A 23,188-nucleotide genomic window follows, 5' to 3' on the forward strand; every position below is an offset into this window, starting at 1 on the left:
GCAGCGCGATAAGCGAAGCTTAACGCCTAAAGGCGTATCGCAAATGCCCAAGTATGAATCCAAATCGTTTGAAATTAGAGGGTCTTACTCCTATCCCGCTCGCAGATTACTGAATTAATTGAACCGCAAAGACGCAAAGAGCAAGGGAGTAAGAGAAGAAGATCGGTAATCTTATGGCGGAAAGGAGTAATTTCTTCGTTGAGCTTACTCCACTTCTTCTTCTTTATAGATTGGCTGTGTTAATTGGTCTTTTGGTAGAGAATTTATTTAAGCGATCGCGTTAACCTACACATAAGAAAAATCGTTAATATATTTCAAGTAGAAAAGGTCATTTTTTTGGGGAAGGCATGAATAATGGAAGTTTCAAACGCATTAATGAATAAAATTTTAAGCTACTTGCTGCAACAAGCGGATGAAGGGGATACAGAGGCGGAAGAACTGCTTGATGAGTTGAATGAGTTGGTTAACCTGCAACGAAAACAGTAAAATGTCTATTGCGGCAAGATTTCTGGCGAGCAGGTCATGCCCACATCGGCGTTGTTATGCTATCATGTATCAGCTATAAATAAAAGCAATGAAGGGAACGAGTAATTTCTAAGTCGGTGCTGAGCGAGTCAGGGACGGTGCGAGCCTGAACACACGGTAGAAATGAAAATCCTCCCCGAGCTGCTCTCCGAAAAAAGCATTTCCACAGGAAGCCAAAAACTTCAGTTTTAGTCTCCCTTAGTGGAAGCTATGAGTAGATAGAGCCGTGTTCTGCACGTTACAGCAGAGCGCTCTTCCCATCAGGGAGTAGCGATAAAGTCCAGAATTGCGAGATTCTGGGAAAGTTGGGTGGTACCGCGCTCACCTAAGCGTCCCAATGCATAGGTATGAGGTGTTTGTGTTGTTTTACCTCATTGAAAGGGATAGGAATGTCAAACATTGAGTTTGTCAAATGAAGAGTGAGTGCGGTTAAGTTATGTTTAGAGAAGTTCAACAATCAGTTTGCTTCCCGAATCTAGAGCGAGAAGTTCTTGACTTTTGGAAAACGCGAAACATATTTCGGAAGTCAGTCGATAAAGAAGCTCCTGAAGGGAATTTTGTCTTTTATGAAGGTCCTCCAACTGCTAATGGTAAGCCTGGAGTACATCACGTTATATCCCGTGCTTATAAAGACTTGTTCCCCCGCTATAAAACCATGCAAGGGTATAGAGTCCAACGTAAAGGGGGATGGGATACTCATGGCTTACCTGTCGAGCTTGGTGTGGAAAAGAAGTTAGGCTTTACCAAAAAATCAGATATTGAAGCGTTCGGTATTGCTAAATTCAATCAACTATGCAAGCAATCGGTGTTTGAGTACATCCAGGATTGGAATGCCATGAGCGATCGCATTGGCTACTGGTTGAACTTAGAAAATCCTTACATCACCTATGAAAACAGCTACATTGAGTCCTGCTGGTGGTTGATGAAATCCTTATGGGAGCGAAATCTTCTCTTTGAAGATTACCGCGCCACTTGGCACTGTCCTCGCAACAATACCAGCCTCTCAGACCATGAGGTAGCGCAAGGATATCGAGAGAATGTAGAAGACCCCTCCGTATATCCCAAATTCCCAGCAGACCTGACTCAACTTGTGGAACGTAACATTGTTGAATCTGGAGAACGTCCCGTCTATATCTTGGCTTGGACAACAACTCCGTGGACACTGGCTGCAAATGTTGCTCTTGCAGTCAGAGATGATGCTACCTATGGTTTGTTTGAAGCAGCAACAAGCGATAAGCCGGGTACGGCTTGCGCCAAGGGCGATCGCGATCCAGATAAAAAAGACCTCTATATTCTGGCTTGTCAACGCGCCAATGATGTTTTTGGTGAAAACAATTACCAAACGCTGAAAACTTTTTCAGGAAAAGAACTCCTTAACCTGCAATACAGCCCGATCTTACGCGGTCGGATTCCAGAAGGGGAAGACCTCTCTCAAGGTTTCCGAGTCATTTTAGACGAACAAGTCACCATTGACGATGGAACAGGCGTTCTCCACGTTGCTACTGCATATGGCGACCTCGATCTCGGACGCAAGCACAACCTCCCCATGCTTTTCTCTGTGGATCTACTAGGTAAAGTGTATCCTGATGTGAAATTGCTCGATGTACCTACGGGTGAAAGCCCTTATACTGGAACATTCTTTAAAGATGCAGATGAGCAAATTGCCACAGATTTGTTAGAAAGGGGCTTGCTCTACCGCAAAACGACCATCCGACACACCTATCCCTTCAACTACCGGGATGGAACGCCACTCATCAACTATGCCAAAAAAAGCTGGTACATCCGTACAACAGCAGTCAAAGACAAGCTCATTGAGAACAATCACAAGATTGTATGGCATCCTGAGTATATCCGGGATGGTCGATTTGGAGATTGGTTGAGAAACAATGTTGACTGGGCAGTTTCCCGCGAGCGATATTGGGGTGCGCCATTACCCATCTGGGTGAGTGAAGATGAAAGCGAGTCTCTGTGTATAGGAAGCTTAAAAGAGCTTGAAGATCTGACAGGGCGAGATTTGTCTGGGTTAGATTTGCATCGTCCTTACATTGACGACATCAGTTTTGAGAAAAACGGTAAGTGCTTTAAACGAGTTCCTTATACCGTCGATGTTTGGTTTGAGTCGGGTGCAATGCCTTACGCACAGTGGCATTACCCTTTTGAGAATCAAAACGTCCTTCCAGAGAATTTTCCCGCCGACTACATTTGTGAAGCCATTGACCAGACTCGCGGTTGGTTTTACAGCCTACACGCTCTAGCAACTCTGCTGACGGATACTGGTAGTCCGGATCGACAAGCAGGTGTTTTATCGGAGATGAAACAGGATTGCCCTGCCTTTAAAAATGCGATCGTCCTGGGACACATTGTTGATGAGAAGGGCGAAAAAATGTCCAAGTCAAAGGGCAATGTGGTAGACCCTTGGACTGTATTAAACGTTCAAGGAGCAGATGCACTCCGTTGGTATCTTTACAGTTCGAGTCCAAGCGACAGTACCAAACGCTTTTCCCAACCATTGGTGGAAGACACTTTGCGCGACTTCTTGATGACGCTTTGGAACACATACAGTTTCTTAGTTCTCTATGCCAATCTCGATAAACCGGATTTGACTAGTGCGATTCCGGTGACAGAACGTCCTGCTATCGATCGCTGGTTGGTATCTAAAACCAATGTACTCGTGCGGGATGTCACAAATAAACTTGACGCTTACGATCCGACTGCTGCTAGCCGGTTAATCCGCGACTTTGCGGTGAACGAGCTCTCAAACTGGTATGTCCGTCGCAACCGCCGCCGATTTTGGAAATCGACCAGCGATAAGCTGGGTACAGCTTGCGCCAGGGGCGATCGCGATAAACTCTCGGCGTACAAAACCCTCTATGACACGCTCGTCACGGTCACTCAGTTAATGGCTCCAATGGCACCATTTATCAGCGAATACATTTATCAAAACTTAGTCCTCAGTATTTTTCCAAACGAAGTAGAATCTGTACATTTAACGGTTTGGCCTCAGTGGGACGCGACTTTGATTGACGATTCCCTGATGCGTGACATGAATGCACTTGTGCGAATTATCGAGCTAGGACGGGCTGCTCGTGCCACAGCAGGTGTCAAAACACGTCAACCCCTTGCCGAAGTTCTGGTACGGGTTCAAAACGAGACAGAGCTTGCAGGGTTGAAGAGTTTAGAAGATTTGCTACAAGAAGAACTCAATGTCAAATCGGTGACATACTTAGACGTAACAGCCGATTTCGTAGATTATACCGTAAAACCCAATTTACCTCTTTTGGGCAAACGGCTTGGTCATTTGCTACCCGCGTTTAGGAAAGTGCTGGAAACCTTTGACAATCGCGAAATTGTCCGTAATATTCGAGAAGGGAAAGAGACCGCGATCGAACTAAACGGACAACTTTATTACTTTGAACCCGAAGCATTTCTCATTCAAGCTCAAAGTCCAGCCAATTACGTAGCCCTTGAAGAATATGGTTATTTAGCAGCAATCAACACTCAACTTACACCAGAATTAATTCAAGAAGGGCTGATTCGAGATACCATTCGCCTGCTACAAAATGCGCGAAAACAAGCAAAACTTGAAGTGTCTGCTCGAATTGACTTGGGTATAAAAACATCAGGAGCGGTTTTAGAGGCGCTGAGAGTTCATCTTGAATTAGTTAAGAATGAAGTGCTTGCTAAAAACATTGACTTTGAAGAGCTTGAGAATGCTGACTATTACGAGCAGGTAGATATTTTTGGGACACCATTAATTATCAGCTTAAAGCAAAGCAAAACTTCTTAACTAATCTGCGTCCAATTCTTACCACACAACTGGTGGTGGCGAAGTTTAGCTCCTATCCCACTTCCAGTTCACTTGGTCGTTAGGTAAGCAACCAAAGGCTTGCCGAAATTCTGGGGTAATGCGGGATTTCACAATGTATCCGGGTCTAGCTCCTCGGTTTCGCCAGCATAGTTAAAAGTTATTGTTCATAAAGCTGTTCCATATCGCCCTCAACGAGTTCAACAAGCGAGTTCGCCCATCGTCGTCCCAAGGCTTATCCTCATATGAGGACGCCTCGACGCTTGTTACGCAAAAAGTTAATGACTGCATAACTTTTGTCAACACAAGACTTTGGGCTATGGTAGGGGAGCATCTCTCTTACTTTCTCGCTTCGTGCCATTCTATTTTAGACTCGATTGTACTACGTCACGAACGATCTGGATTTCTAGTAAATTAAAGAAGGCAGGAGGCAGCTATGAGTGACGGTAATACTGGCTCCTGCCCGAAGCCTTTGTTGTAATGGTTTTTCTTAAGGATCGAAGCTTTGGAGGTTTTTTAATGGCAATTAACTTTAAGCAAAGACTAAACCAAAAAGAAACTCTCATCGGTATTGTCATCATACTCCCATGCTCAGAAACTGCTGAAGTCTTGTCAAAACTCGAATTTGACTGGTTTTGGATAGACATGGAACATGGGCCTCTCAGTTTAGAAAAAGTCCAGTTAATTATGCAAGCAACTGGCGGGCGCTGTGCAAATTTAGTTAGGGCACCTTGGAATGACAGCGTTTGGATAAAAAGGATATTAGATACCGGATGTGATGGGATAATTCTGCCTCAAGTCAAGACACCTCAAGAGGTCAAATATGCCATTGATGCTTGCTTATACCCTCCACTTGGAAGTCGGAGTATTGGAACTGCAAGAGCACAAAACTATGGAATGAGTCTTCAAGAGTACTTGAAGACGGCAAACGAAAACATAGTCATTATTCTACAAATTGAACACATTGATGCAGTGAAAAACATTGAATCCATAATTGATGTTCCTGGTTTCGATGCTATACTTGTTGGCCCATTCGATCTTTCCGGCAGTATGGGACTGCCCGGTCAGATTCATCATCCTGATGTACAGAAAGCAATTGGTTCCGTTAAAGAGGCATGTTTGAACAAAAATATACCAGTAGGCATTTTTACTACTGATTCTCAGGATGCTTTATCTGCAAAAGAAGCAGGATATAGCTTGATCGGAGTAGGTGTTGACTCAGTGTATCTCTGGAAATCGGCAAAACAAACTCTTGAAGAGATTAATTCCATCTAGTCTCTCACATTGGAGAGCAAGTTCTGCTCTCCAAAAGAAAAGGATTTACACAAATATTCTCAGGCATTGTATCAACGAGAGGTTCTAGACGCAATTTACAAGAACCCACAGTTCAAACTCTACTGAAAATTGCCAGCGATATCGACCGAGAACTGGGTTTTAGTTCTGAAGACCTGGCAGTTCCCATCAGTGCAGCTGCTGACCCCTATAGCACTACTACACCTTTGATATAGTCGGGTTCTAGGCGATCGCTAGTAAAGGCTTGAGGCACAGATTCCAAGGACTGGTAACAATGGGTAATCCACGAAGTTACATCGATCTGCTTGTCTGCCAGCAAGCCAAGTGCTCTATGGTAGGTATATGAGCGTCCGTCACTGCGGAACCCTCCTGACGCGCCAATGGCAGTAACCAGCGTTGGTTCAATGAATTGTAAGTTATTCAGTACGCTCAAATCTACACCTGCATGACCTAATCCGTAGAGTAGAACTGTAGCCTGTTTGCGGATTAAGGCAGGAAATCTGGTGAAGACGGAACCAGCACCGCAAGCATCAATTAAACACTCTACTCGCCGTCCACCAGTTTTGTCCTGCACAACTTCGACTAAATCAACGACTTGGGGGTCAATTACCTGTGCACCAAAGCAAGAGGCTAATTCCCGCTTTCGCTGATTCGGTTCGCTGACTAGAATCAAGCCATCATAGTTTAGGACTTTGTACAGATATTGAATAAATAATAGCCCCGCCGGACCAGCACCAAAAATCAGAATTGCTCGCACGCGGTTGTTGATATCTTCAGCATTAATTACATAACGGGTGCGCGAGCGTGTCACCCTATCTAAGGCATGGCTGATACAACCAAGGGGTTCTGTGAGAACTGCGGCGATACTTTCCAAATCAGAATTAATGGGTATGGCATTTACAGCAGGAACCGCTACATATTCCGCGAGTCCTCCCGGTAAGCCAGTGATGCCATATTCGGAGTAAAACTGACATTGATGGGAGTCGCCACTGGTACAGTATTCACACTTCGGTTGTCGCCGTCGGCTAAGACAGTTCAACCCCTGATCGATCGCCACGCGATCGCCTATATGCAAATCTTTAACTAGGCTCCCTACTTCTTCAACGATACCAACATGTTCGTGACCTAGAATCTGCGGCTGCTCTACCAGTGGAATAACCTTTCCTTGCTGATTAATGTTGTAGTTGGCTTGCCCAGAAAAGATGTGAAAGTCCGTACCACACAATCCTACTGCTGACACACGTACCAAAACCTCGTATTGCTGCACCACAGGGCGCGGTACTTCACGCAACTCTAGCTTAGCGATGTCGCTTAATACCATTGCTCTCATACAAGAGGTTTTCGATGTCAAATAGTTCATGTTAAATCCTAAACGTCATTTTCAATCCGATGTGGGTTTGCAGACTAAGAGCGTATTTATAAAATAAATATTAAGCAGTTGAGCAACGATGAAGAAGGGCTAATCAGAGTTCAAGATTTCATGTTTATTATTACATTACTTAATTATTTAATTCTTGAAAAATTTCAAAATATATCTTTTGGTAGATATCTTTTTTAAGAATTTCTTAGCTTTCTAGAAGCTAGATTATATATATAGGTTTTCTTTTATGTCACTTATGCACTTTTAATGGTTCTACGTTAAATCTTTAAAGTATGAAAATACTAGCCAGTTCTTATTTCGATCCAAAATTGGGGCAATGGGTTATTAGTGCTCCTCCTATTCCTCCTACAAATCCAATAAACTAGGGAAAAGTAAATATTCCTGAACCTTCCGTAGTCCTTGGTTTGTGTTTAACTATCGGTCTTTGTTTATTTCAAAACAAATTAAAACATTGTCAAGTAATTAATGATTACATATTTAGGTTCCCACTGGTACAAAGGTGTGTTTGTGTGTACAAATATCTGTAAATGTTGGGTTTCGTTCCTCAACCCAACCTACATATTGTCATATTTTTTGTCTTAACTGACAAGTATTGGCTACACTTTACTTTCCTGACGAATCTGTTATACCGTAACTTTCTTGATAGACAGAATAAGCGTCATAGGCTGTGTAGGTGAAGGAGAAAACCCGTAATGCTCATAGAATTGCTTGGCTTCTTCCGATATGGCATGTACGACTATTCCACGGATGCCTAATATCTCTGCCGCTTGCATTGTACGAAATACCGCATCTTGTAGTAATGCTGCGCCTAAGCCTTGTCCTTTCCATGAAGTATCTACTCCAAGCCTTCCAAGAATTGCTACGGGTATCGGGTCGGGCATATTCCGTTTTATAGGGGATGGTGTGTCACTCAGTGCCAATGCTCCAGAGGAAAGGCAATAATAGGCAATCACTTTCTGCCCATCCGCAATAACATAGGTACGTGATGCATTGTTCTTTTGGTTAGCAACTGCACGGCGTTTTAACCAATCATTTAAACTGGCAACTCCGCAATCAAAGTCATCCAATAGGTGGGTATCCGCAAGAGGCACAGGAGCTTGAAGAGTCATCTATCCCACGGCTTTTTAACATTCATCAAGCGTTCAAATCCTTCATTGTGGGGCGGAGCATCGAGAACATTCAGAAAATGTTGATATGTTTCTTCATCCACTCGCACGAAGGTCTGGTCAAGCAGTGTATCCTCTGCCGCTCGTCGTGCAGCGTCAATCATAAAGTCTGAACGTGATTTACTTTGAGCTTTTGCAGCTCGGTCAATAAGCGCCCGCACATCCTCACGGATACGCAAATTGACAGCGCGAGTAGGAATATCAGGTGTGTTATGGGAGTGCATAATGTTTTCTTTAGTCTTGTAACCTAGCATATGACTGCTAGATACACATTGTGTATCTTTATTATAAGATCGCCTTTTATCAAAAACAACCGTTTCAGAGAAGACCGTTGTTAAAAATCCACTTAGGGACTGCCAAATAAAAAAACATTAAACTTTCTCTTGTGGTACGGGCGGGACTAACGATTGAATTTTTGATACTACTGTGAAGTAAGTACGGGCGACTCAATGTGTTTCCGACGTAACACCAAATAACTAAATCTTGGAGTATCTAGGAGTCAATCACCGTCAATTGTTCTCATCCAGGTTTCCAAGTATTCACTCACGCTCAAGTCAGCATCAATAGCGTTCATCTTGGAGTTTTTTCCAAGTTGCTGGTGTCAAGTCGTTTCAGTCAAGCGCGTACAATTTTCCCGTTTTGGCACGGTGACGCCAAAGATGAAGCTACCTGCGGTTACAATCGGCTTAATTCGCAAGTTTTTGCCGTTACTTGAAAAGCACGGCAAGACCCAGTCAGTTGATGTAGAGATATTGCCTGCTTGATAAGCGAGGAGGATAGATTGTGTGAAACATATGATGCAAGGAAAAACTTTGCGTGTTGCTCGACCAACCGATAACCTTGAACTAGTTCTGAAATTTTATACAGATGGTTTGGGATTAGAAATTCTCTACTCCTTCAAAAACCATGATGAATTCGATGGTGTCATGATTGGAATCCCAGGAGCAGCTTATCACTTTGAGTTCACCCATCATCACGGACACTCTGTTGGTCGTGCTCCAACTGAAGATAATTTAATTGTTTTTTACTTTCAAGATCGACAAGAATGGCAGCAAGCGATTGAGAGAATGAAGATAAATGGATATGAACCTGTAAAATCCTATAACCCATACTGGGATAGGAACGGAGCGACATTTGAAGATCCTGATGGTTACCGCGTGGTTTTACAAAATGATTCTTGGGATCTGTAAAGCAGCTTTAGAAATTTCCAAGGAACTGGACTTTAGACCAGTACTTGACTGCGTTGATTTTGAGGAGTTGCCAGACCCCCGACTTCTTGAAAAAGTCGGGGATCTAAACTAACTTCTCCTATCAGAATTAATGCGACCCATCGCTACTAATCTAATAACTCATTAGTTTCTTCCTACTTTGGAAAGTTGTTTGCATCAATTAATTGGCTCCAGAGTATGCAAGCGTCATTGGTCACCGGTCACCGGTCACTAGTTATTTGCGTCAGTTAATTTGCTCCAGAGTATGCGGTCTATATCTTTCTTAGCCACATAGCGATTATTTGGTCCAGCTTTCATATCTTCCCCTACAGTAAATTCCTTGCGCTCCGAGTCCATTAAGTCAACATACTTAGTTCCATGTTCTAAAGGACTGCCTGTTGGTAGCACGGTAATCTGTTTCATTTCGTCGCTGGAAAAACCTTTGAGTTGAGCATACAACTCCTTTATCTCATAGGCGTTGAGGGGAGATTCTCCACTCGAAGTTCCCTGAAGACCGAAATTTTTCCCAGGCATTGGCTGGGATTTTAAGTCTTGCTGCCACTCATCAGGCTTTCTATCTGTTGGTTGTCCTTGTTTTTGAGTCTCAGCCATTGAATATTACTCCATTCAGTGTTAAGTTGAATATACAAATTGAGTTAATAGCCTAATGGCGGCTCAATTAGAGTTTGCTCTGACTTTCCAGCATTTGCTCCTGGCTTGTCCACAATTTGCACTGTAGAGGCTTGGGGTCCTTCTTCTCCCATAACCATAGAGAAACGAACACCCGTGCCCAATTCTATACGGTCAAAATCACTATTGAGGACACTATTGCGATGGAAGTAAATTTCTTGACCATCCAAGGCTCTAATAAAGCCATAACCATCCTCACGAAATAATTTGGTCACAAGTGCTGTGGTTTCCTCTGCATCTGTATGAGTCTGAGATTTGTCACTCTCTTGCTGTTTTTCGTTGAGCTTTTTCAACTGAGTGACAGCTGCTTTAAATGCATCTCGAATTACTGCCTCTACTGGCGCATATTGGTTATCATCTGTGGGATTACTTTCTGCCACAAGTTCGTGACCGGGTGGTACAGTCATATCGATTCGCACTCTGTAAGGAGAACCACTACGCGGGCGCTCGTGAATCTTTTCAATTGCAATGTGGCAGCTACTAATGTGACTGCAAACCTGCTCCAACTTACCTACCTTTTCGTTGACTAAATTGTCAAGAGCATTTGTTTTATCGACATTGCGATAAGTAATCTCTGGTGCTACTTTCATGTTTTTGTTCTTATTTTTTACCTACTAACTATTGGCTATTAGCAATTAGCCATAAGCCATTGTTTATTTGCAGCTCTATCTAATAAGAGACGAACTTCTTCATCCGTTGTTTGCGGAAAATCGTCATACCACAAACCAACGCTGTAGAAGGGGCTTGGAGTTAACCCACAGATTATTTCATCAACTTTTGCTGCAAACTCGTCGCGAGTTTCAACTGCAGATACAGGTACAGCAACAACAGTTTTGGCAGGGTTATATTTTTGCAATGCTGTAAAAGCGGCACGCATTGTAGCGCCTGTTGCTAAACCATCATCTACTAAAATTACAGTCCGGTCTTGCAATTTTGGAAAAGGACGATCGCCTCGATAAAGATGTTCGCGTCGTTCTAGTTCGTGCTGCTCTTTTGTTGCCACTTGGTCGATTTCTGCTTCAGTAATGTGTAGCGATCGCACAATATCTTCATTTAAGACCCGTACTCCACCGGAAGCGATTGCTCCCATTGCCAGTTCTCTTTGGTCTGGTACACCCAGTTTGCGGACTACAAAAATATCTAGGGGAGCATTTAAGGTTTTGGCGATTTCAAAAGCGACAGGTACACCCCCTCGTGGAAGCCCTAACACCACGATATCTGGACGGTCAGCATAAGCAGCCAATTCCTTTGCCAACAATTGACCTGCTTGTGTTCTGTCTTTAAATCGCATAGTGTTATGCTCCTTTGTCCGAATTAATGGGTCTTATGTTTTCACTCGCACCTTAACTGAATAATGAAATTCTTCGTGTTGCACTTTTCCTTCCAATGGAGCGCGAGCCACCACTAAGCACTCAGTATTTCTCATGCTTTGTTTGTATTTTTAAGGTTCTAAATCGATATTAGAAATCCAAAAATACTCTTTCCTCTAACTAATGGAAGGTTGTGCCTTTTGTATCTGTATGCTGAACGAATGAATTAAGGTTTGAAAATTAGGGATGAGGGCATGAGGAAGAATCTTCTGAGCGCGAATTCCAAGCTCCTGCTACCATATAGAATATCATTTCAGCCATTTGCAATTGCTTTATCGTCAAAAAACGTCACAGGATTCTAGGGCATGGCACTTCAAACAATTGTTGTTGGTGCAGGATTAGCAGGGCTGAGTGCAGCCTATGAACTGGTACTTGCAGGTCAGGAAGTTCAAGTTTTTGAAGCGCGAGAGCGTCTTGGAGGTCGAGTTCACACTGTACAACTTAGTGCCGGACAGTATGGAGATTTGGGTGCTGAGTTTGTTGACGATTGCCACACTGCTTTAATAAATTATGCTGCAAAATTCAATCTCAAACTCGATCCAGCCTGCCAATTTCCCGATGACTTGTACTGGTACGTTGACGGAATGCTGAAAACCCAGGAGTCTTTTAGTGGAGAACAACAAACTGCTTTAAAAAGTTTATCTGAAAAGTTGCAACTTCTGGTTGAAAAGCAACTCGCTCCACAGCAAACTCTTGATGAGTGGTTGGAAAAAAACCAACTGGCCCCTTTTGCCAAATGGGTTGCTCGTTTGTCAGCGCGATCGCTTTTCGCGACTGACCCGGAGTTAATTGGTATAAGATTTTTTACTTATTCTAACACGCTTGGTACAAGTGGTTACAATATGCGGATTCGTGGAGGGAGTTCGCGTTTAGTTGATGCCTTAGCTAAAGTTTTGGGCGAGCGAGTACATACAAAAAGTCCCGTGCGCCGCATTCAACAAATAGAGAATAATCTCGTGAGTGTCAGTGTTGAGACGGTAAATGGTTTAGTTGAGGCGCAAGCGAATAGCGTTATAATAGCAATCCCTTGGAGCATACTGCGACAAATTCCGATAATTGCTCCCTTGACAGACTCTCAGCAAGCTGCCATTTCGCAATTACCTTACGGGAGTTTGGTAAAGACATTACTGCAATATCCATATCGCTTTTGGTCTAAACCTAACTTTGGGATAACGTTACTTGATGCTGAATACCAAGTTGTGTGGGAACCAAGTTTTGCACAAATGGGGGCTGAAAGAATTCTTTCCTGTTTCAGTGGAGGTAGCCGAAGTATAGAGTTATCTGAAAACGCTGTGGAGCTTGCGATCGCGACAGTACGTTATATGTATCCTGAAGCACCTCCAATTTTAACTTCTCGTTCCTATGATTGGAACGCTGATGAATGGGCGAAAGGTGCTTATTGCTACTTTAAACCCGGAGATTTGGCTCGCTTTAACCCACACCTGATGCAAAGAGCCGGTCAAATTTTCTTTGCAGGAGAGCATACTGCTCCTGTGGAATATCGAGGTTATATGGAGGGTGCTATCCGTAGCGGTCAACGCGCTGCTCAACAGGTTCTAGAATTTGTAAAATGATCCAGGGTCTACATTCCAAGATATTTTCTTGTGGTGCTTTGCATCTTGCCCGCTATTGATAAAGGACGGGCGAGCCGCTATTGATAAAGGACGGGCGAGGACGCCCATCCCACAAGAAGGAGTGAATGATTTTTTTGCAGTTTCCTCAATCAGCTTGCTCTGGATCGATACCTAATTCTCTCAACCGCTGTGCTAACCTTTCGGCTCGTTGCCGTTCTTCTTCAGCGCGTTGCTCTGCCTGTTCGGCTCGTTGCCGTTCTTCTTCAGCGCGTTGCTCTGCCTGTTCGGCTCGTTGCAGCACCTCTTCTAAACGTCGAGAAACTTCTAAATAACCTACAAATGGCTCTCCATCAGGACGATATATCAATAACTCATTTCCAGACAAATCAAAGCGGATTTTTAATCTTGGGCTTACCCAATTATGTACCGGATCGATGACATCCAATCGCTCTGAAGAACGCACCCAACCACTAAAATCATTTTTGTCTGGGTCATACAAATAATATTCCTCAACACCATAGCGATCGTAAAATACAAGTTTCTTGTTCATTTCTGTTTGCGTGTTGCAAGGAGAGAGAATTTCAAACACGACTTGAGGAGGAATATTGCCCTCTTTCCACTGCATATAGGAACCCCTATCTCCTTTAGGAGCACCAAACACTACCATAACATCAGGTCCAATACAAATTTTATTGTTCCCCTCAACTGGATACCACAGCAAGTCGCCAGCTACGAACACATTTGATTCATTAGCAAACAGCCACTCTAAATTGTAGTAAATCACCGTAATCCAACGAAACTGCTTGGTATTATCTGACATTGGTTTACCATCACTATCGGGGTAAATTATATCTGTTTTCGTAGTAGATTCTAGTTGAGAAACCATATGACCGATTCCAATTTGGATTGTAGATTTTGGATGCGTGGATTTTAGAGTGAGAACGCCTTGCCTAGATTTCTTGTCATATAACTTGCCTACAGTAAGTGCTTTTTTAGCTCACAAATGACCAATGACAAATGACCAAAAAACTAATCTAACTCTCGGCGTCCTTCCAAGGCTCTTGCCAAAGTTACCTCATCGGCGTATTCCAAATCTCCACCCACAGGTAACCCAAAAGCAATTCGCGTGACTTTAGTAAACGGTTTTATCAGGTGACCGATATACAATGTTGTCGTCTCACCTTCAACACTAGGACTGATAGCTAAAATGACCTCATGAGGCTTTTGCTGGCTTACCCTTCGCACTAAAGGTTGAATAGTCAACTGTTCTGGACCAATGCCATCGATTGGGGAAATGACACCACCCAAAACATGATACTTACCTTTGTACTCACGGGTTTTTTCTAAAGCAATCACATCGCGAGAATCAGCCACGACACAGAGAGTTGTATTATCGCGGTTTGCATTGCGACAGATTTCACAAACAGGTTCAGAAGATAGGTGGAAGCAAACAGAACACAAGCCCACCTGCTTTTTTGCTTCTATCAGAGCATGCGCCAAAGCTTCTACTTCTGCCTCTGGTCTTTTTATAATATGCAACGCTAATCGTTGGGCAGTTTTTGGACCCACGCCGGGTAAACGTTGCAATTGCTCAATTAATCGTGCTAGGGGGCGTGCGTAAACCGTAGTTTTATCTCCAATTTTTACTATACTATAATGACATTTAAACGAGAAAAGCGCCTCCCTATGGAGAACGCTTCTGTTTGAGTAAAGGTGTTCAATCAACCAGGAGGCCAAGACAACTGCCTTCCACCTAAGATGTGTAAATGTAGGTGATAAACAGTTTGACCGCCATCATCACCCGTGTTGATAACAATACGATACCCGTTAGTTAACCCAGCTTCTTCAGCAACACGTGTAGCAGTTAATAATAGATGTCCCAGAAGGACAGCATCTTCGGAACCCGTATCAGACAATTTGGGTATTGGTTTTTTAGGAATGACAAGAATATGAACGGGGGCTTGGGGATTAACATCTTTGAAAGCAAGCGCCAATTCATCTTCATAAACTATATTAGCTGGAATTTCCCGCCTAATGATTTTGCTGAAAATCGTCTCTGTGGTTTCACTCATGACAATCAACTAGTTGTTCTGCTAGAGATTTTATAGTGTTTCCTAGTCTGCTGAGGTACAAATTTATCAGCGTCCATCTGCTACAGGCTGCGGAATTGCTATGTAACTTTCTCTAATCAATAATTTAGACTTATGCTAGCTAGGGTCTGGAGTGCCTCAATTGTCGGCATCGACGCTGTTAAAGTCGGCGTTGAAGTGGATGTATCAGCAGGATTGCCAGGAATGGTCGTTTTAGGGCTGCCAGATGCAGCTATTCAAGAAGCCAAAGAAAGGGTTAAGGCAACTCTTAAGAATGCTGGTTTTGCTTTTCCCATACGAAAAATTGTGATTAATCTTACGCCTGCAGATCTACGAAAGGAAGGTCCGTGTTTTGATTTGCCTATGAGTGTGGGAATTTTAGCGGCTTCCGAACAAGTGAGTGCTGATTTATTGGGTGACTACCTTTTTCTCGGTGAGGTTTCTTTGGATGGCAGCTTGCGCCCAGTTGCTGGCGTTTTACCCATCGCTGCTGCTGCTCAAAAGCTAGGAATTGCAGGTTTAGTTGTTCCTGCTGACAATGCACAAGAAGCTGCTTTAGTTGAAGGATTGCCAGTTTACGGCTTTAAAAATTTGTTTGAAGTCATTGGTTTTCTCAACAATCCTAGGCGATACAAAGCCCTAGAGTTAGATAATTCTGTAGAAATATTGCATACAACATCAGGACAAGCAGATTTAAAAGAAGTGAAAGGGCAAGCTCATGCTCGTCGTGCTTTGGAAATTGCTGCAGCAGGCGGGCATAATTTAGTGTTTGTTGGACCTCCGGGTAGTGGCAAAACCATGCTGGCACGTCGTTTGTCGGGAATTCTACCAGGAATGCAATTGAAGGAAGCTCTGGAGGTGACTCGCATTTATTCTGTTGCAGGGTTGTTAAAAAATCGCGGAGCGTTGATTCGCGATCGCCCCTTCCGCAGTCCTCATCATTCTGCCTCTGGTCCTTCTTTGGTAGGTGGTGGTGGTTTCCCGCGTCCTGGAGAAATTTCTTTAGCACATAAGGGCATCCTGTTTTTGGACGAGCTGACAGAGTTCAAACGAGATGTTTTAGAGTTTCTGCGTCAACCTCTAGAAGATGGGTACGTCACAATTTCCCGTGCTAGACATTCAGTTATGTTTCCCGCTCAGTTTACACTCGTTGGCAGTACAAATCCATGCCCTTGCGGATATTACGGAGATACTATCCAAAACTGTACCTGTACGCCTAGGCAGAGGGAGCAATATTGGGCTAAGCTTTCGGGTCCTTTAATGGATAGAATTGATTTGCAAGTTGCTGTGAATCGTTTAAAACCAGAAGAGATTACCCAACAACCAACAGGAGAACCCTCTGAAATTGTTAGAGAAAGAGTGCAACAGGCACGCGATCTTGCGTATCATAGATTCAAAAATGAAGCTGATTTATCTTGCAATGCACAAATGCAGAGCCGCCATCTTCAAAAATGGTGTAATTTAGATGATAGCAGTCGCAATTTGTTAGAAGGGGCAATTAGAAAATTAGGTTTATCTGCAAGGGCAAGCGATCGCATTCTCAAGGTAGCACGGACTATTGCAGATTTAGCAGGAGATGATAACTTAAAACCCTATCATGTAGCTGAAGCAATTCAGTATCGGACAATTGATAGAATGCAGTAAATTAGATTCAACATGAGTAAAGTTTACACAATTTATGATGTAGAATCACTCACGAAATTATTGAGAGAGCGACTCAGGCAGTGCTATTGAAGTCCAAAGGGGTGTAAACAAGGACAGAGATTATTTAAAAGCACTCTTATCCCTTGGAGAAAGGGTCTTTAAAAAAGATTCTAAATTTTCCAGAGAGACTAATTCATCAAACATGGACGGTACTGTATTGTGGATTCTCAGCTGAATCGCCCTACCCGATTTGTCTTCTAGCCATTCGTGGATGAGATTGTTTTTCACAGCTTGCGTCAGGAGGATGTGATGGGGTGGGAAGGCTTTTCTAGCACGAGCGCGTTGGTCTTTGGAGAGAGCGTACCAGACTTTTTCTTTTCTGTCGGGGTTGATTTTGGCGATCGCTTCAGTGATTTGCTTCGAGTCGGCTTGTCCCATAGCAGCTAGCAGGAAAACTTCAGCAGCTTTTAATTCAACTAAAGACAGTTCCGATAAGGGAGTTCTGAGGGGAGATTGTTCCATGGATAGGTAAGCTTGGTATTGCGTAATTTTCTCTAGAGTTCTCTGGCGTTCGACACTTTTTAGGCGATCGTATGGGGGTTGGATGGGGGAAGGTGGGGACATAGGTCGATCGAGTTCTATAACGCACGGTTTGGTTGCGTCTAATAATATAAACTCCTGCCCTTGGAAATTAACTGTGGGGAGTATGGGCTTGAGAGTGAGTTTTACAGAGGAATCAGTTTCTTCTACAGCAGAAGTATGAAGCGTAATCTCACAGCAGCTATCTTGGCTTTCAAGAACTTTCACCACTTCCTGTCGCAGTTCTATTGATTGGGCTGTAATAGTTTGAGGTGTCTTACCTTCTTCTTTTGCCATACGTTCTAGCGTGACACCAGCTTCGGGATGGTCGTAAATATCTCCCGTGTTGAAGAAAATACCCCCTTCACCCCAAATGGTATCTCTGGGTTGTTTAGGTTTTCTTTCTCGCTTGACAAGGGTTTCAGTTAGTTCTTCCACTCTTGAGGGCGTAATATCGTTTAAATTTTCTAAAGCTTTTCTTACAGGAGTTAAAGATGGGCGGGTTAATTTTTTTAGAGTAAGTATGCCCAGTGCGGAAATTTCTTCTGAGTCGCACTCTGAGTACGCTTGTACCAGTTCTAAATATTCTTTAATATCTTTGGGGTTTTGCTCGTAGCGTTTGAGTTCCCTGTTGAATTCTATTTTGCCAATGCTCTTTTGGATGAGAGCCAGTTCTGATGCAGCTTCCAGGAGCACTAGGGTGGCTTCTTGGATTTGGGCGAGGCAGGAAGAAATATTTTTTTCTAGGGGGAGCTGGCAAAAGATGGCTGAGGTTGCTATCATAGTCTCAACTAAAGAATTAAATTATTGAGCTTTTACCCCCTTCAGAGCCGTTAACTCTTTGGGGGAATTTCTATTATTATACAGCAACACAAGCTCTTTTTGTAACGCCTTAAAAAAATTAAACTTTCAGGCATTGCTTTTTCTTTGGTGGGTAGTGGTGGTTTTCCTCGTCCCGGAGAAATTTCTTGAGCACACAAGGGTGAGAAACTGTTAGTGTAATTTAGATGATAGCAGTCGCAATTTGTTAGAAGGGGCAATTAGAAAATTAGGTTGATGCGCAAGGGCGAGCGATCGCATTCTCAAGGTATCACGAACTATTGCAGATTTAGCAGGAGATGATAACCTAAAACCCCATTATGTAGCTGAAGCCATTCAATATCGCACAATAGACAGAATGCAGTAAATTATATATCTTCAGAAATTAATTATAATCAAGATAAAGCTAGGAATTGCCAACTTATGGATTATCACAATATCATTACAATCGAACCTGGAAAACGTAGTGGTAAACCGTGTATTCGTGGAATGCGAATTACAGTGTACGACATCTTAGAATATTTAGCAGGTGGAATGACTGAAGCAGAAATTCTGGAAGACTTTTCTGAACTTACTTCAGAAGACATCAAAGCTTGTCTTGCTTTCGCTGCCGAGCGTGAGAAAAAATTATTTGTGGCATCGTTGTGAAACTGCTTTTAGACGAAAATCTTTCAGATCGGATTGAGACCTTAAAAGAATACGCTCTGATTGAGTCAGATAAAATGAGTGTGGAATGCTATCGACTCAATGAAAAGGGAAAATGGGATCTCACTTCTTATTCGCTTGAGGAAACAACTGCTAACGAAACAGAACTAGAAGTATTTTTAACTAGCGTTGATTTCCATTGCCCTATTTCTTTGCTGTATGAGGATGTTGTTTTTCCTGAAGATAATCCAGAAGAATTATAGGAAAAAGTGTATTTGAATTTATAGTGATTTTTAAGTTAATAAGGGACTTTCAAATGAAAAATTGTCCAATAGGACGGGCGAGGACGCCCATCCCACAAGATGGTTAGTTTATTTCTTAGATATCCCTAAACAATACAGAACTTACGCAACGTTAACGATATTCTGGGGTTTTCACGTGTTGCAGATCCCCCCATCTCCCCCCAACCCCAGAGGGAACCCCTAGCCCCCCTTAAAAAGGGGGGCTTTGCGTAAGTCCTACAATAGTCTTATTTTTAAAAAAAGCAATGGTGCAGTCAAAGAAAAGCTTTTTTAATGTTTCTCTAATTTTGCGACCCGTCCCTCCAATGCATTGACTTGCTGCTTCAGTTCTACAACCAAAGTAGCAAGTCTATCGAATATGCGATCGCGATCTTGGGGTGAAACAGTTCTTCGCGATCGCGATGATGGAGTTTGGGTTGTACTGACAGGAGGTACGCGACGATTTTGAACGAGTAGCGCTTCTATACGAATAACCCTAGTCTCCAAACGGTTCAAATCAGCTTCCAAATTGAAGACACGGGAATCATATTGTTGGGAGGACACGGTATTTGACAATATCCCACCCCAGGGCAAACGCATCTAAAAGGCAGGGGAGGCTCTGAGGCAGGGGAGGTTAATCGGTCAAAATATCAATTTTCAGAGAGTAGGAACGAGAATACTTGTCATCTCTTGACAAATGCGACATACATCTAAGTTTCGGGTTGATTTTCAAGTATTTCAATCAAATCGGTAATCTAAGGAGCCTTGTGGTACTCTGTTATCCAAAAGTGGATTTTTAACAAGATATATGAAAATTCAACCCAAAATAAAAATTGTCGAGCACTTTGCTAAGATATCAGCTCCTTTGAGTAGATAGAACAAAACAGCAGAAACTTATAGATATTATTACTATTGCCATTTGCGCTGTTATATGTGGAGCACTTATGTTGGGTAGCAATTGAAACTTATGGAAAAGCAAAATATAAATGGTTGCAACAGTTTTTAGAATTACCAAATGGTATCCCCTCCGAGTTCGCCAGTTCCCTGCGGAGGGAGACCCTCCTTCAGGACTAGTCTAACCATCACATGATACATTTGCGCTTGATTTTTTCTCGGCTCGACCCACAAGAGTTTCAAGAGTGTTTTTTAAGTTAGATTCAATCTCTGAGTAAAATGACAGATAAAGAAGTTATAGCAATTGATGGAAAAAGTTTAAAAGGGTCAGATGACAAAGGAAAAGACAAAGCAGCTATTCATATGGTTAATGCTTGGGCAAGTGAAAATCGTTGAGTTTTAGGACAACGAAAAGTCGATAAAAAATCTCATGAAATTCAAGCAATTCCAGAGGTTATTAAAATATTAGATGTGGCTGGATGTCTGGTAACAATTGAGGCCATGGGTTGTCAAAAAGAAATAGTAAAATTAATGACTCATCAGCAAGGCGATTACATTATTACGACGTTATGAAGCAGCTTTTATTGCCAAATTAAATGACTGCGAAGCCGAAGCTGCCGAAACTCGCGCCTTGGCTGAATTTTGCCATTAAATGTGGTTATATAAATGCCGAAGCTGGACTTGAACTTTCCGCTCGCTACAATCAAGTTTTATCTGGTTTAGTAAACATGATTAACAATCCATCACCCTGGTTGATTAATCGTTCTACTTAGAAAATTTTATTAGCAACCATAGAAATGGTTGCTTTGTTACGTTAGTTATTAACAGCGATAAATTCCCACTTTTTAAAATTTGTCTAATGAGTTAGGCAAAAATTCCCAACATTTTTCTTTTCTCCCCTGCCTCCCTGCCACCCCTGCTACCCCTGCCTGCCACCTTTGCCTTGATTTTAGATGCGTTTACCCTGTATCCCACCCCAAATGAGAATTCCTAATAACAGTACCGATACTACCAGCCAGAAGCGTTTCATGAATTTGGATCGGGTTTCAGTTGAGAAAATAGACTTTGCCAGTCGATAGAACTAACAATCTTTTCTCCTTCTTTTACCTCCAATGTAACATTTGAGGCTTGACTTTGTTGTAGTGCTTCTACACAAAGCTTAGCAACATCCTCACGGCTGATTTTGCCTTTGATGTTATCGCCTTGAGCGACAATCAACTCTTTACCTCCTGGTTCCTCAGTTAAGGCGCACGGTCTAATAATCGTGTAAGGAATTCCACTTTGTCTTAAACTCTCTTCTCCTTTTAATTTCCAAGTTAAAATTCCTCCAAGTTGGTCATTTAATTTAACGGCGGGTGGTTCCTCATCTAAATTAATTCCCGGTCTTCCGGGGCGAGTCACACCTGCTGAACTGACAAGGACAAATTGTGGCAAAACTTGTTTGCCATAAGCTTTGATAGATTCTACTTGGAGCGAGAACCCACCTGGTGTAAATTTAGGATTTAATCCCCCATCATATTCAAACTTGCTCAACATGAGTTGAAACGAGCAAATTTTACTAGTATCAATAGGCTGATAATCTTTAAGTGTTTTGGCTCGAAAAACAGCAGTGGTATCTGCAAAAGGAATGCGAACATTCATCCAGGTGTTGGCTTCCGTGTCAAAAGAATAGCTGTAAGCAACACCATCCCATTGTGTCTCGGTGCGTAGGAGGAATTTATAGCGTTTTCCATCACCTCTGAGGCGCAACTCTATGCCTTCACAGCCAGATAAGTTAAAACCAGGAGTAAAATTTTTAGTTCTCACAGAAGCAAATCCTCCGGAGTTAGCGGTGGAAACGTAACCAGAAAATAGGGCTGTACCTTCTACTAGTTGAATATTGCTCTGACTGACTCCACCCATAACAACATCATCCACTGCACCCCAAGTCTCTTTGAGTTCTGTAGATGGATTTGTAAAATCAAACAACACTCGTTCTCCTGCTTTTGGCAGATATTTTGCTACAGCTTCTACCAAGTTTTTCACACCTTGGTATTCAACGTTTTCTGGAGTATCGCCAACAATTTCAGGTTGGTAAAATTTAACTCCTTGGTAATATTTCGCACGGTCTGGGCTATCTCCTTCTACAGGCTGGACGCGCACGGCAGTGCAGCAAATTATGGCTTGGATGTTAGCGGCAATTAGAGGACTGAGAGTTTCAGATTTAGTAATATCCGCAACTAAGAATTCCGTATCATTGCCAAGAAGCGATCGCGCTTTGTCTATGTCTCGAACTAGCGATCGTACCTTATAACCCCGTTGCAGGAGTTGTCCTACCACACGTTTTCCCAAACCACCTGTTGCACCAGCTACCAGTATAACGCCCACTTTTTTTGCTCCATCAAGTCTTTCTTTATTATGAGGGCGACCTTGGAATAAATCTTGTACCCAGTTAAGGAAAGGAATAACTTCAAAATAGGTCAAAGTTTCAATAAATCTGCCTAAGTCCCACTGCGAGCGATTGTTATCAGCCATATAAAGTATTGATTATCTTAATTTTCTGGGCTTTGCGATCGCCAACACATAATTTATCGCAATCCTTCTACAAATGTTTTGACAATCGATAAACCCATTTTATTTATTTTAAAGGATTGATGTAGCTTTTGCTGAAACTACCTCACAACCAAACATAAAAACTCCGGGAGCATCCCAATTTGGCAAAAATAAATTATTCATGATGGGTGCAACCCAATTGTTATTCAGTGGAGCGCTTGCGTGTAGTCGGAAACATCCACAGAAATACATCCTTCTAAAGACTGATTTAACTTAGTTTAATATTTCGTACCTAAACAAGACACGCTGCGATCGCTAATAGCAAAGCATATATTTATCAAGTTTTTCACCGAGATTTTTTGAATAAATACTAGCTTTCCACTTTTGCCAATTAAATTAAAGCTAGTTATGGCTTAGCTACCAAGTTTACCAAGGAAAACGAATATGTCAAATGACTTAAATTCCTACCTACCTACACCAACTAAAAAACGATTTGCAGCTACTTTTCATGTAGTCAGACCGATTAGCTTCTGGGTACAGTTAGTACTAGGCGCTGTTTCTGGCTTGGCTTTGTTGTTGGCAATATTTAGCCGTAGTTCCACTGTCCAAACAACGACGAATTCGGTCATGGGGTTTGGAGTTTTTTTAGGTATTATTGGCATTTTAGTACTGTGTTTCAGGCTCTATTGGGT

General features: G+C 42.5%; 21 protein-coding genes, 3 pseudogenes and 1 other annotated feature. Of the genes and pseudogenes, 12 read left to right on the forward strand and 12 right to left on the reverse strand.

From position 1 onward, the window contains the following. Positions 1–354 precede the first annotated feature (354 nt). From ACKTT2_RS10340 to ACKTT2_RS10350, 3 genes are all read left to right on the forward strand, one after another. Complete coding sequence (locus ACKTT2_RS10340; RefSeq protein WP_407886363.1) at positions 355–486, forward strand: hypothetical protein; 132 nt, start codon at positions 355–357, stop codon at positions 484–486. A gap of 79 nt (positions 487–565) precedes the next feature. After that, positions 566–865 (forward strand) — a binding site (T-box leader). 96 nt (positions 866–961) lie between these two features. Next, on the forward strand, positions 962–4,312 hold the full coding sequence (gene ileS, locus ACKTT2_RS10345) for an isoleucine--tRNA ligase (protein WP_407886365.1): 3,351 nt from the start codon (positions 962–964) through the stop codon (positions 4,310–4,312). A 537-nt stretch (positions 4,313–4,849) separates the two neighbouring features. Further along, positions 4,850–5,605, forward strand: a complete 756-nt coding sequence (locus ACKTT2_RS10350; RefSeq protein ID WP_407886367.1) for an HpcH/HpaI aldolase family protein — start codon at positions 4,850–4,852, stop codon at positions 5,603–5,605. Between the two features lie 205 nt (positions 5,606–5,810). Here the strand turns inward: ACKTT2_RS10350 and ACKTT2_RS10355 are convergent, their stop codons facing one another. From ACKTT2_RS10355 to ACKTT2_RS10365, 3 genes are all read right to left on the reverse strand, one after another. Continuing rightward, the gene (locus ACKTT2_RS10355) at positions 5,811–6,953 is read right to left on the reverse strand and encodes a zinc-dependent alcohol dehydrogenase (RefSeq protein ID WP_407886369.1); all 1,143 of its coding nucleotides are present in this window, start codon (positions 6,951–6,953) and stop codon (positions 5,811–5,813) included. Between the two features lie 674 nt (positions 6,954–7,627). Further along, on the reverse strand, positions 7,628–8,113 hold the full coding sequence (locus ACKTT2_RS10360; protein WP_407886371.1) for a GNAT family N-acetyltransferase: 486 nt from the start codon (positions 8,111–8,113) through the stop codon (positions 7,628–7,630). Next, complete coding sequence (locus ACKTT2_RS10365) at positions 8,110–8,394, reverse strand: type II toxin-antitoxin system TacA family antitoxin (protein WP_407886373.1); 285 nt, start codon at positions 8,392–8,394, stop codon at positions 8,110–8,112. The genes ACKTT2_RS10360 and ACKTT2_RS10365 overlap by 4 nt, the downstream gene beginning before the upstream one ends. Before the next feature lie 570 nt (positions 8,395–8,964). On the opposite strand from ACKTT2_RS10365, the gene ACKTT2_RS10370 reads away from it, so the two are divergent. Then, positions 8,965–9,360 carry a VOC family protein gene (locus ACKTT2_RS10370; RefSeq protein ID WP_407886406.1) on the forward strand — a complete coding sequence of 132 codons (396 nt, stop codon included), beginning with the start codon at positions 8,965–8,967 and terminating at the stop codon, positions 9,358–9,360. 249 nt (positions 9,361–9,609) lie between these two features. On the opposite strand, the gene ACKTT2_RS10375 is transcribed toward ACKTT2_RS10370, so the two are convergent. Genes ACKTT2_RS10375 through ACKTT2_RS10385 form a run of 3 tightly spaced genes read right to left on the reverse strand, consistent with a single transcriptional unit; the run spans position 9,610 to position 11,359 of the window. Beyond that, entirely contained in the window at positions 9,610–9,990 is a 381-nt protein-coding gene (locus ACKTT2_RS10375) for a hypothetical protein (RefSeq protein ID WP_407886375.1), read from the reverse strand. Between the two features lie 44 nt (positions 9,991–10,034). Further along, positions 10,035–10,658, reverse strand: coding sequence for an HPF/RaiA family ribosome-associated protein (locus ACKTT2_RS10380; RefSeq protein ID WP_407886377.1), 624 nt, complete (start codon positions 10,656–10,658; stop codon positions 10,035–10,037). A 38-nt stretch (positions 10,659–10,696) separates the two neighbouring features. After that, entirely contained in the window at positions 10,697–11,359 is a 663-nt protein-coding gene (locus tag ACKTT2_RS10385; RefSeq protein ID WP_407886379.1) for a phosphoribosyltransferase, read from the reverse strand. Between the two features lie 384 nt (positions 11,360–11,743). Here ACKTT2_RS10385 and ACKTT2_RS10390 point away from each other — a divergent pair, with 384 nt between their 5' ends. Further along, complete coding sequence (locus tag ACKTT2_RS10390; protein ID WP_407886381.1) at positions 11,744–13,012, forward strand: flavin monoamine oxidase family protein; 1,269 nt, start codon at positions 11,744–11,746, stop codon at positions 13,010–13,012. Between the two features lie 145 nt (positions 13,013–13,157). Here the strand turns inward: ACKTT2_RS10390 and ACKTT2_RS10395 are convergent, their stop codons facing one another. The 3 genes from ACKTT2_RS10395 to ACKTT2_RS10405 form a co-directional block, all read right to left on the reverse strand. Continuing rightward, positions 13,158–13,898, reverse strand: a complete 741-nt coding sequence (locus ACKTT2_RS10395; protein ID WP_407886383.1) for a Uma2 family endonuclease — start codon at positions 13,896–13,898, stop codon at positions 13,158–13,160. Positions 13,899–14,041: 143 nt separating this feature from the next. Further along, positions 14,042–14,653, reverse strand: coding sequence for a recombination mediator RecR (gene recR / locus ACKTT2_RS10400; RefSeq protein WP_407886408.1), 612 nt, complete (start codon positions 14,651–14,653; stop codon positions 14,042–14,044). A gap of 80 nt (positions 14,654–14,733) precedes the next feature. Beyond that, the gene (locus ACKTT2_RS10405) at positions 14,734–15,084 is read right to left on the reverse strand and encodes a histidine triad nucleotide-binding protein (protein ID WP_407886385.1); all 351 of its coding nucleotides are present in this window, start codon (positions 15,082–15,084) and stop codon (positions 14,734–14,736) included. A 132-nt stretch (positions 15,085–15,216) separates the two neighbouring features. Between ACKTT2_RS10405 and ACKTT2_RS10410 the strand changes: the two genes are divergently transcribed. Then, positions 15,217–16,746 carry a YifB family Mg chelatase-like AAA ATPase gene (locus ACKTT2_RS10410; RefSeq protein ID WP_407886387.1) on the forward strand — a complete coding sequence of 510 codons (1,530 nt, stop codon included), beginning with the start codon at positions 15,217–15,219 and terminating at the stop codon, positions 16,744–16,746. Between the two features lie 120 nt (positions 16,747–16,866). Here the strand turns inward: ACKTT2_RS10410 and ACKTT2_RS10415 are convergent, their stop codons facing one another. Beyond that, positions 16,867–18,108: an Alr2735 family protein gene (locus ACKTT2_RS10415; RefSeq protein WP_407886389.1), complete on the reverse strand. Its 1,242-nt coding sequence runs from the start codon at positions 18,106–18,108 to the stop codon at positions 16,867–16,869. 214 nt (positions 18,109–18,322) lie between these two features. Between ACKTT2_RS10415 and ACKTT2_RS10420 the strand changes: the two are divergent. The 3 genes and pseudogenes from ACKTT2_RS10420 to ACKTT2_RS10430 form a co-directional block, all read left to right on the forward strand. Then, positions 18,323–18,511, forward strand: a pseudogene (locus ACKTT2_RS10420) (magnesium chelatase subunit ChlI family protein); the annotation flags it as partial. A gap of 56 nt (positions 18,512–18,567) precedes the next feature. Beyond that, entirely contained in the window at positions 18,568–18,792 is a 225-nt protein-coding gene (locus ACKTT2_RS10425; RefSeq protein WP_407886391.1) for a DUF433 domain-containing protein, read from the forward strand. After that, positions 18,789–19,052 (forward strand): hypothetical protein, encoded by a 264-nt coding sequence (locus ACKTT2_RS10430; protein WP_407886393.1) that lies wholly within the window; start codon positions 18,789–18,791, stop codon positions 19,050–19,052. Before ACKTT2_RS10425 ends, ACKTT2_RS10430 begins: the two co-directional genes overlap by 4 nt. A 309-nt stretch (positions 19,053–19,361) precedes the next feature. Here the strand turns inward: ACKTT2_RS10430 and ACKTT2_RS10435 are convergent, their stop codons facing one another. Further along, complete coding sequence (locus tag ACKTT2_RS10435) at positions 19,362–19,634, reverse strand: hypothetical protein (RefSeq protein WP_407886395.1); 273 nt, start codon at positions 19,632–19,634, stop codon at positions 19,362–19,364. Positions 19,635–19,878: 244 nt separating this feature from the next. Here ACKTT2_RS10435 and ACKTT2_RS10440 point away from each other — a divergent pair. Further along, positions 19,879–20,525: pseudogene (locus tag ACKTT2_RS10440) on the forward strand (ISAs1 family transposase); the annotation flags it as partial. Between the two features lies 1 nt (position 20,526). Beyond that, a pseudogene (locus ACKTT2_RS10445) lies at positions 20,527–20,737 on the forward strand (four helix bundle protein); the annotation flags it as partial. A 253-nt stretch (positions 20,738–20,990) separates the two neighbouring features. Here ACKTT2_RS10445 and ACKTT2_RS10450 read toward each other — a convergent pair. Next, entirely contained in the window at positions 20,991–22,478 is a 1,488-nt protein-coding gene (locus tag ACKTT2_RS10450; protein ID WP_407886397.1) for a CIA30 family protein, read from the reverse strand. Positions 22,479–22,940: 462 nt separating this feature from the next. Between ACKTT2_RS10450 and ACKTT2_RS10455 the strand changes: the two genes are divergently transcribed. Next, positions 22,941–23,188 (forward strand): DUF3611 family protein (locus ACKTT2_RS10455; protein WP_407886400.1); only part of this gene is annotated, 248 nt, incomplete at its 3' end.

It is taken from the genome of Scytonema hankhaensis NUACC26, from assembly GCF_045865695.1.
In the GTDB taxonomy this organism is placed as follows: Bacteria; Cyanobacteriota; Cyanobacteriia; order Cyanobacteriales; family Nostocaceae; genus Scytonema.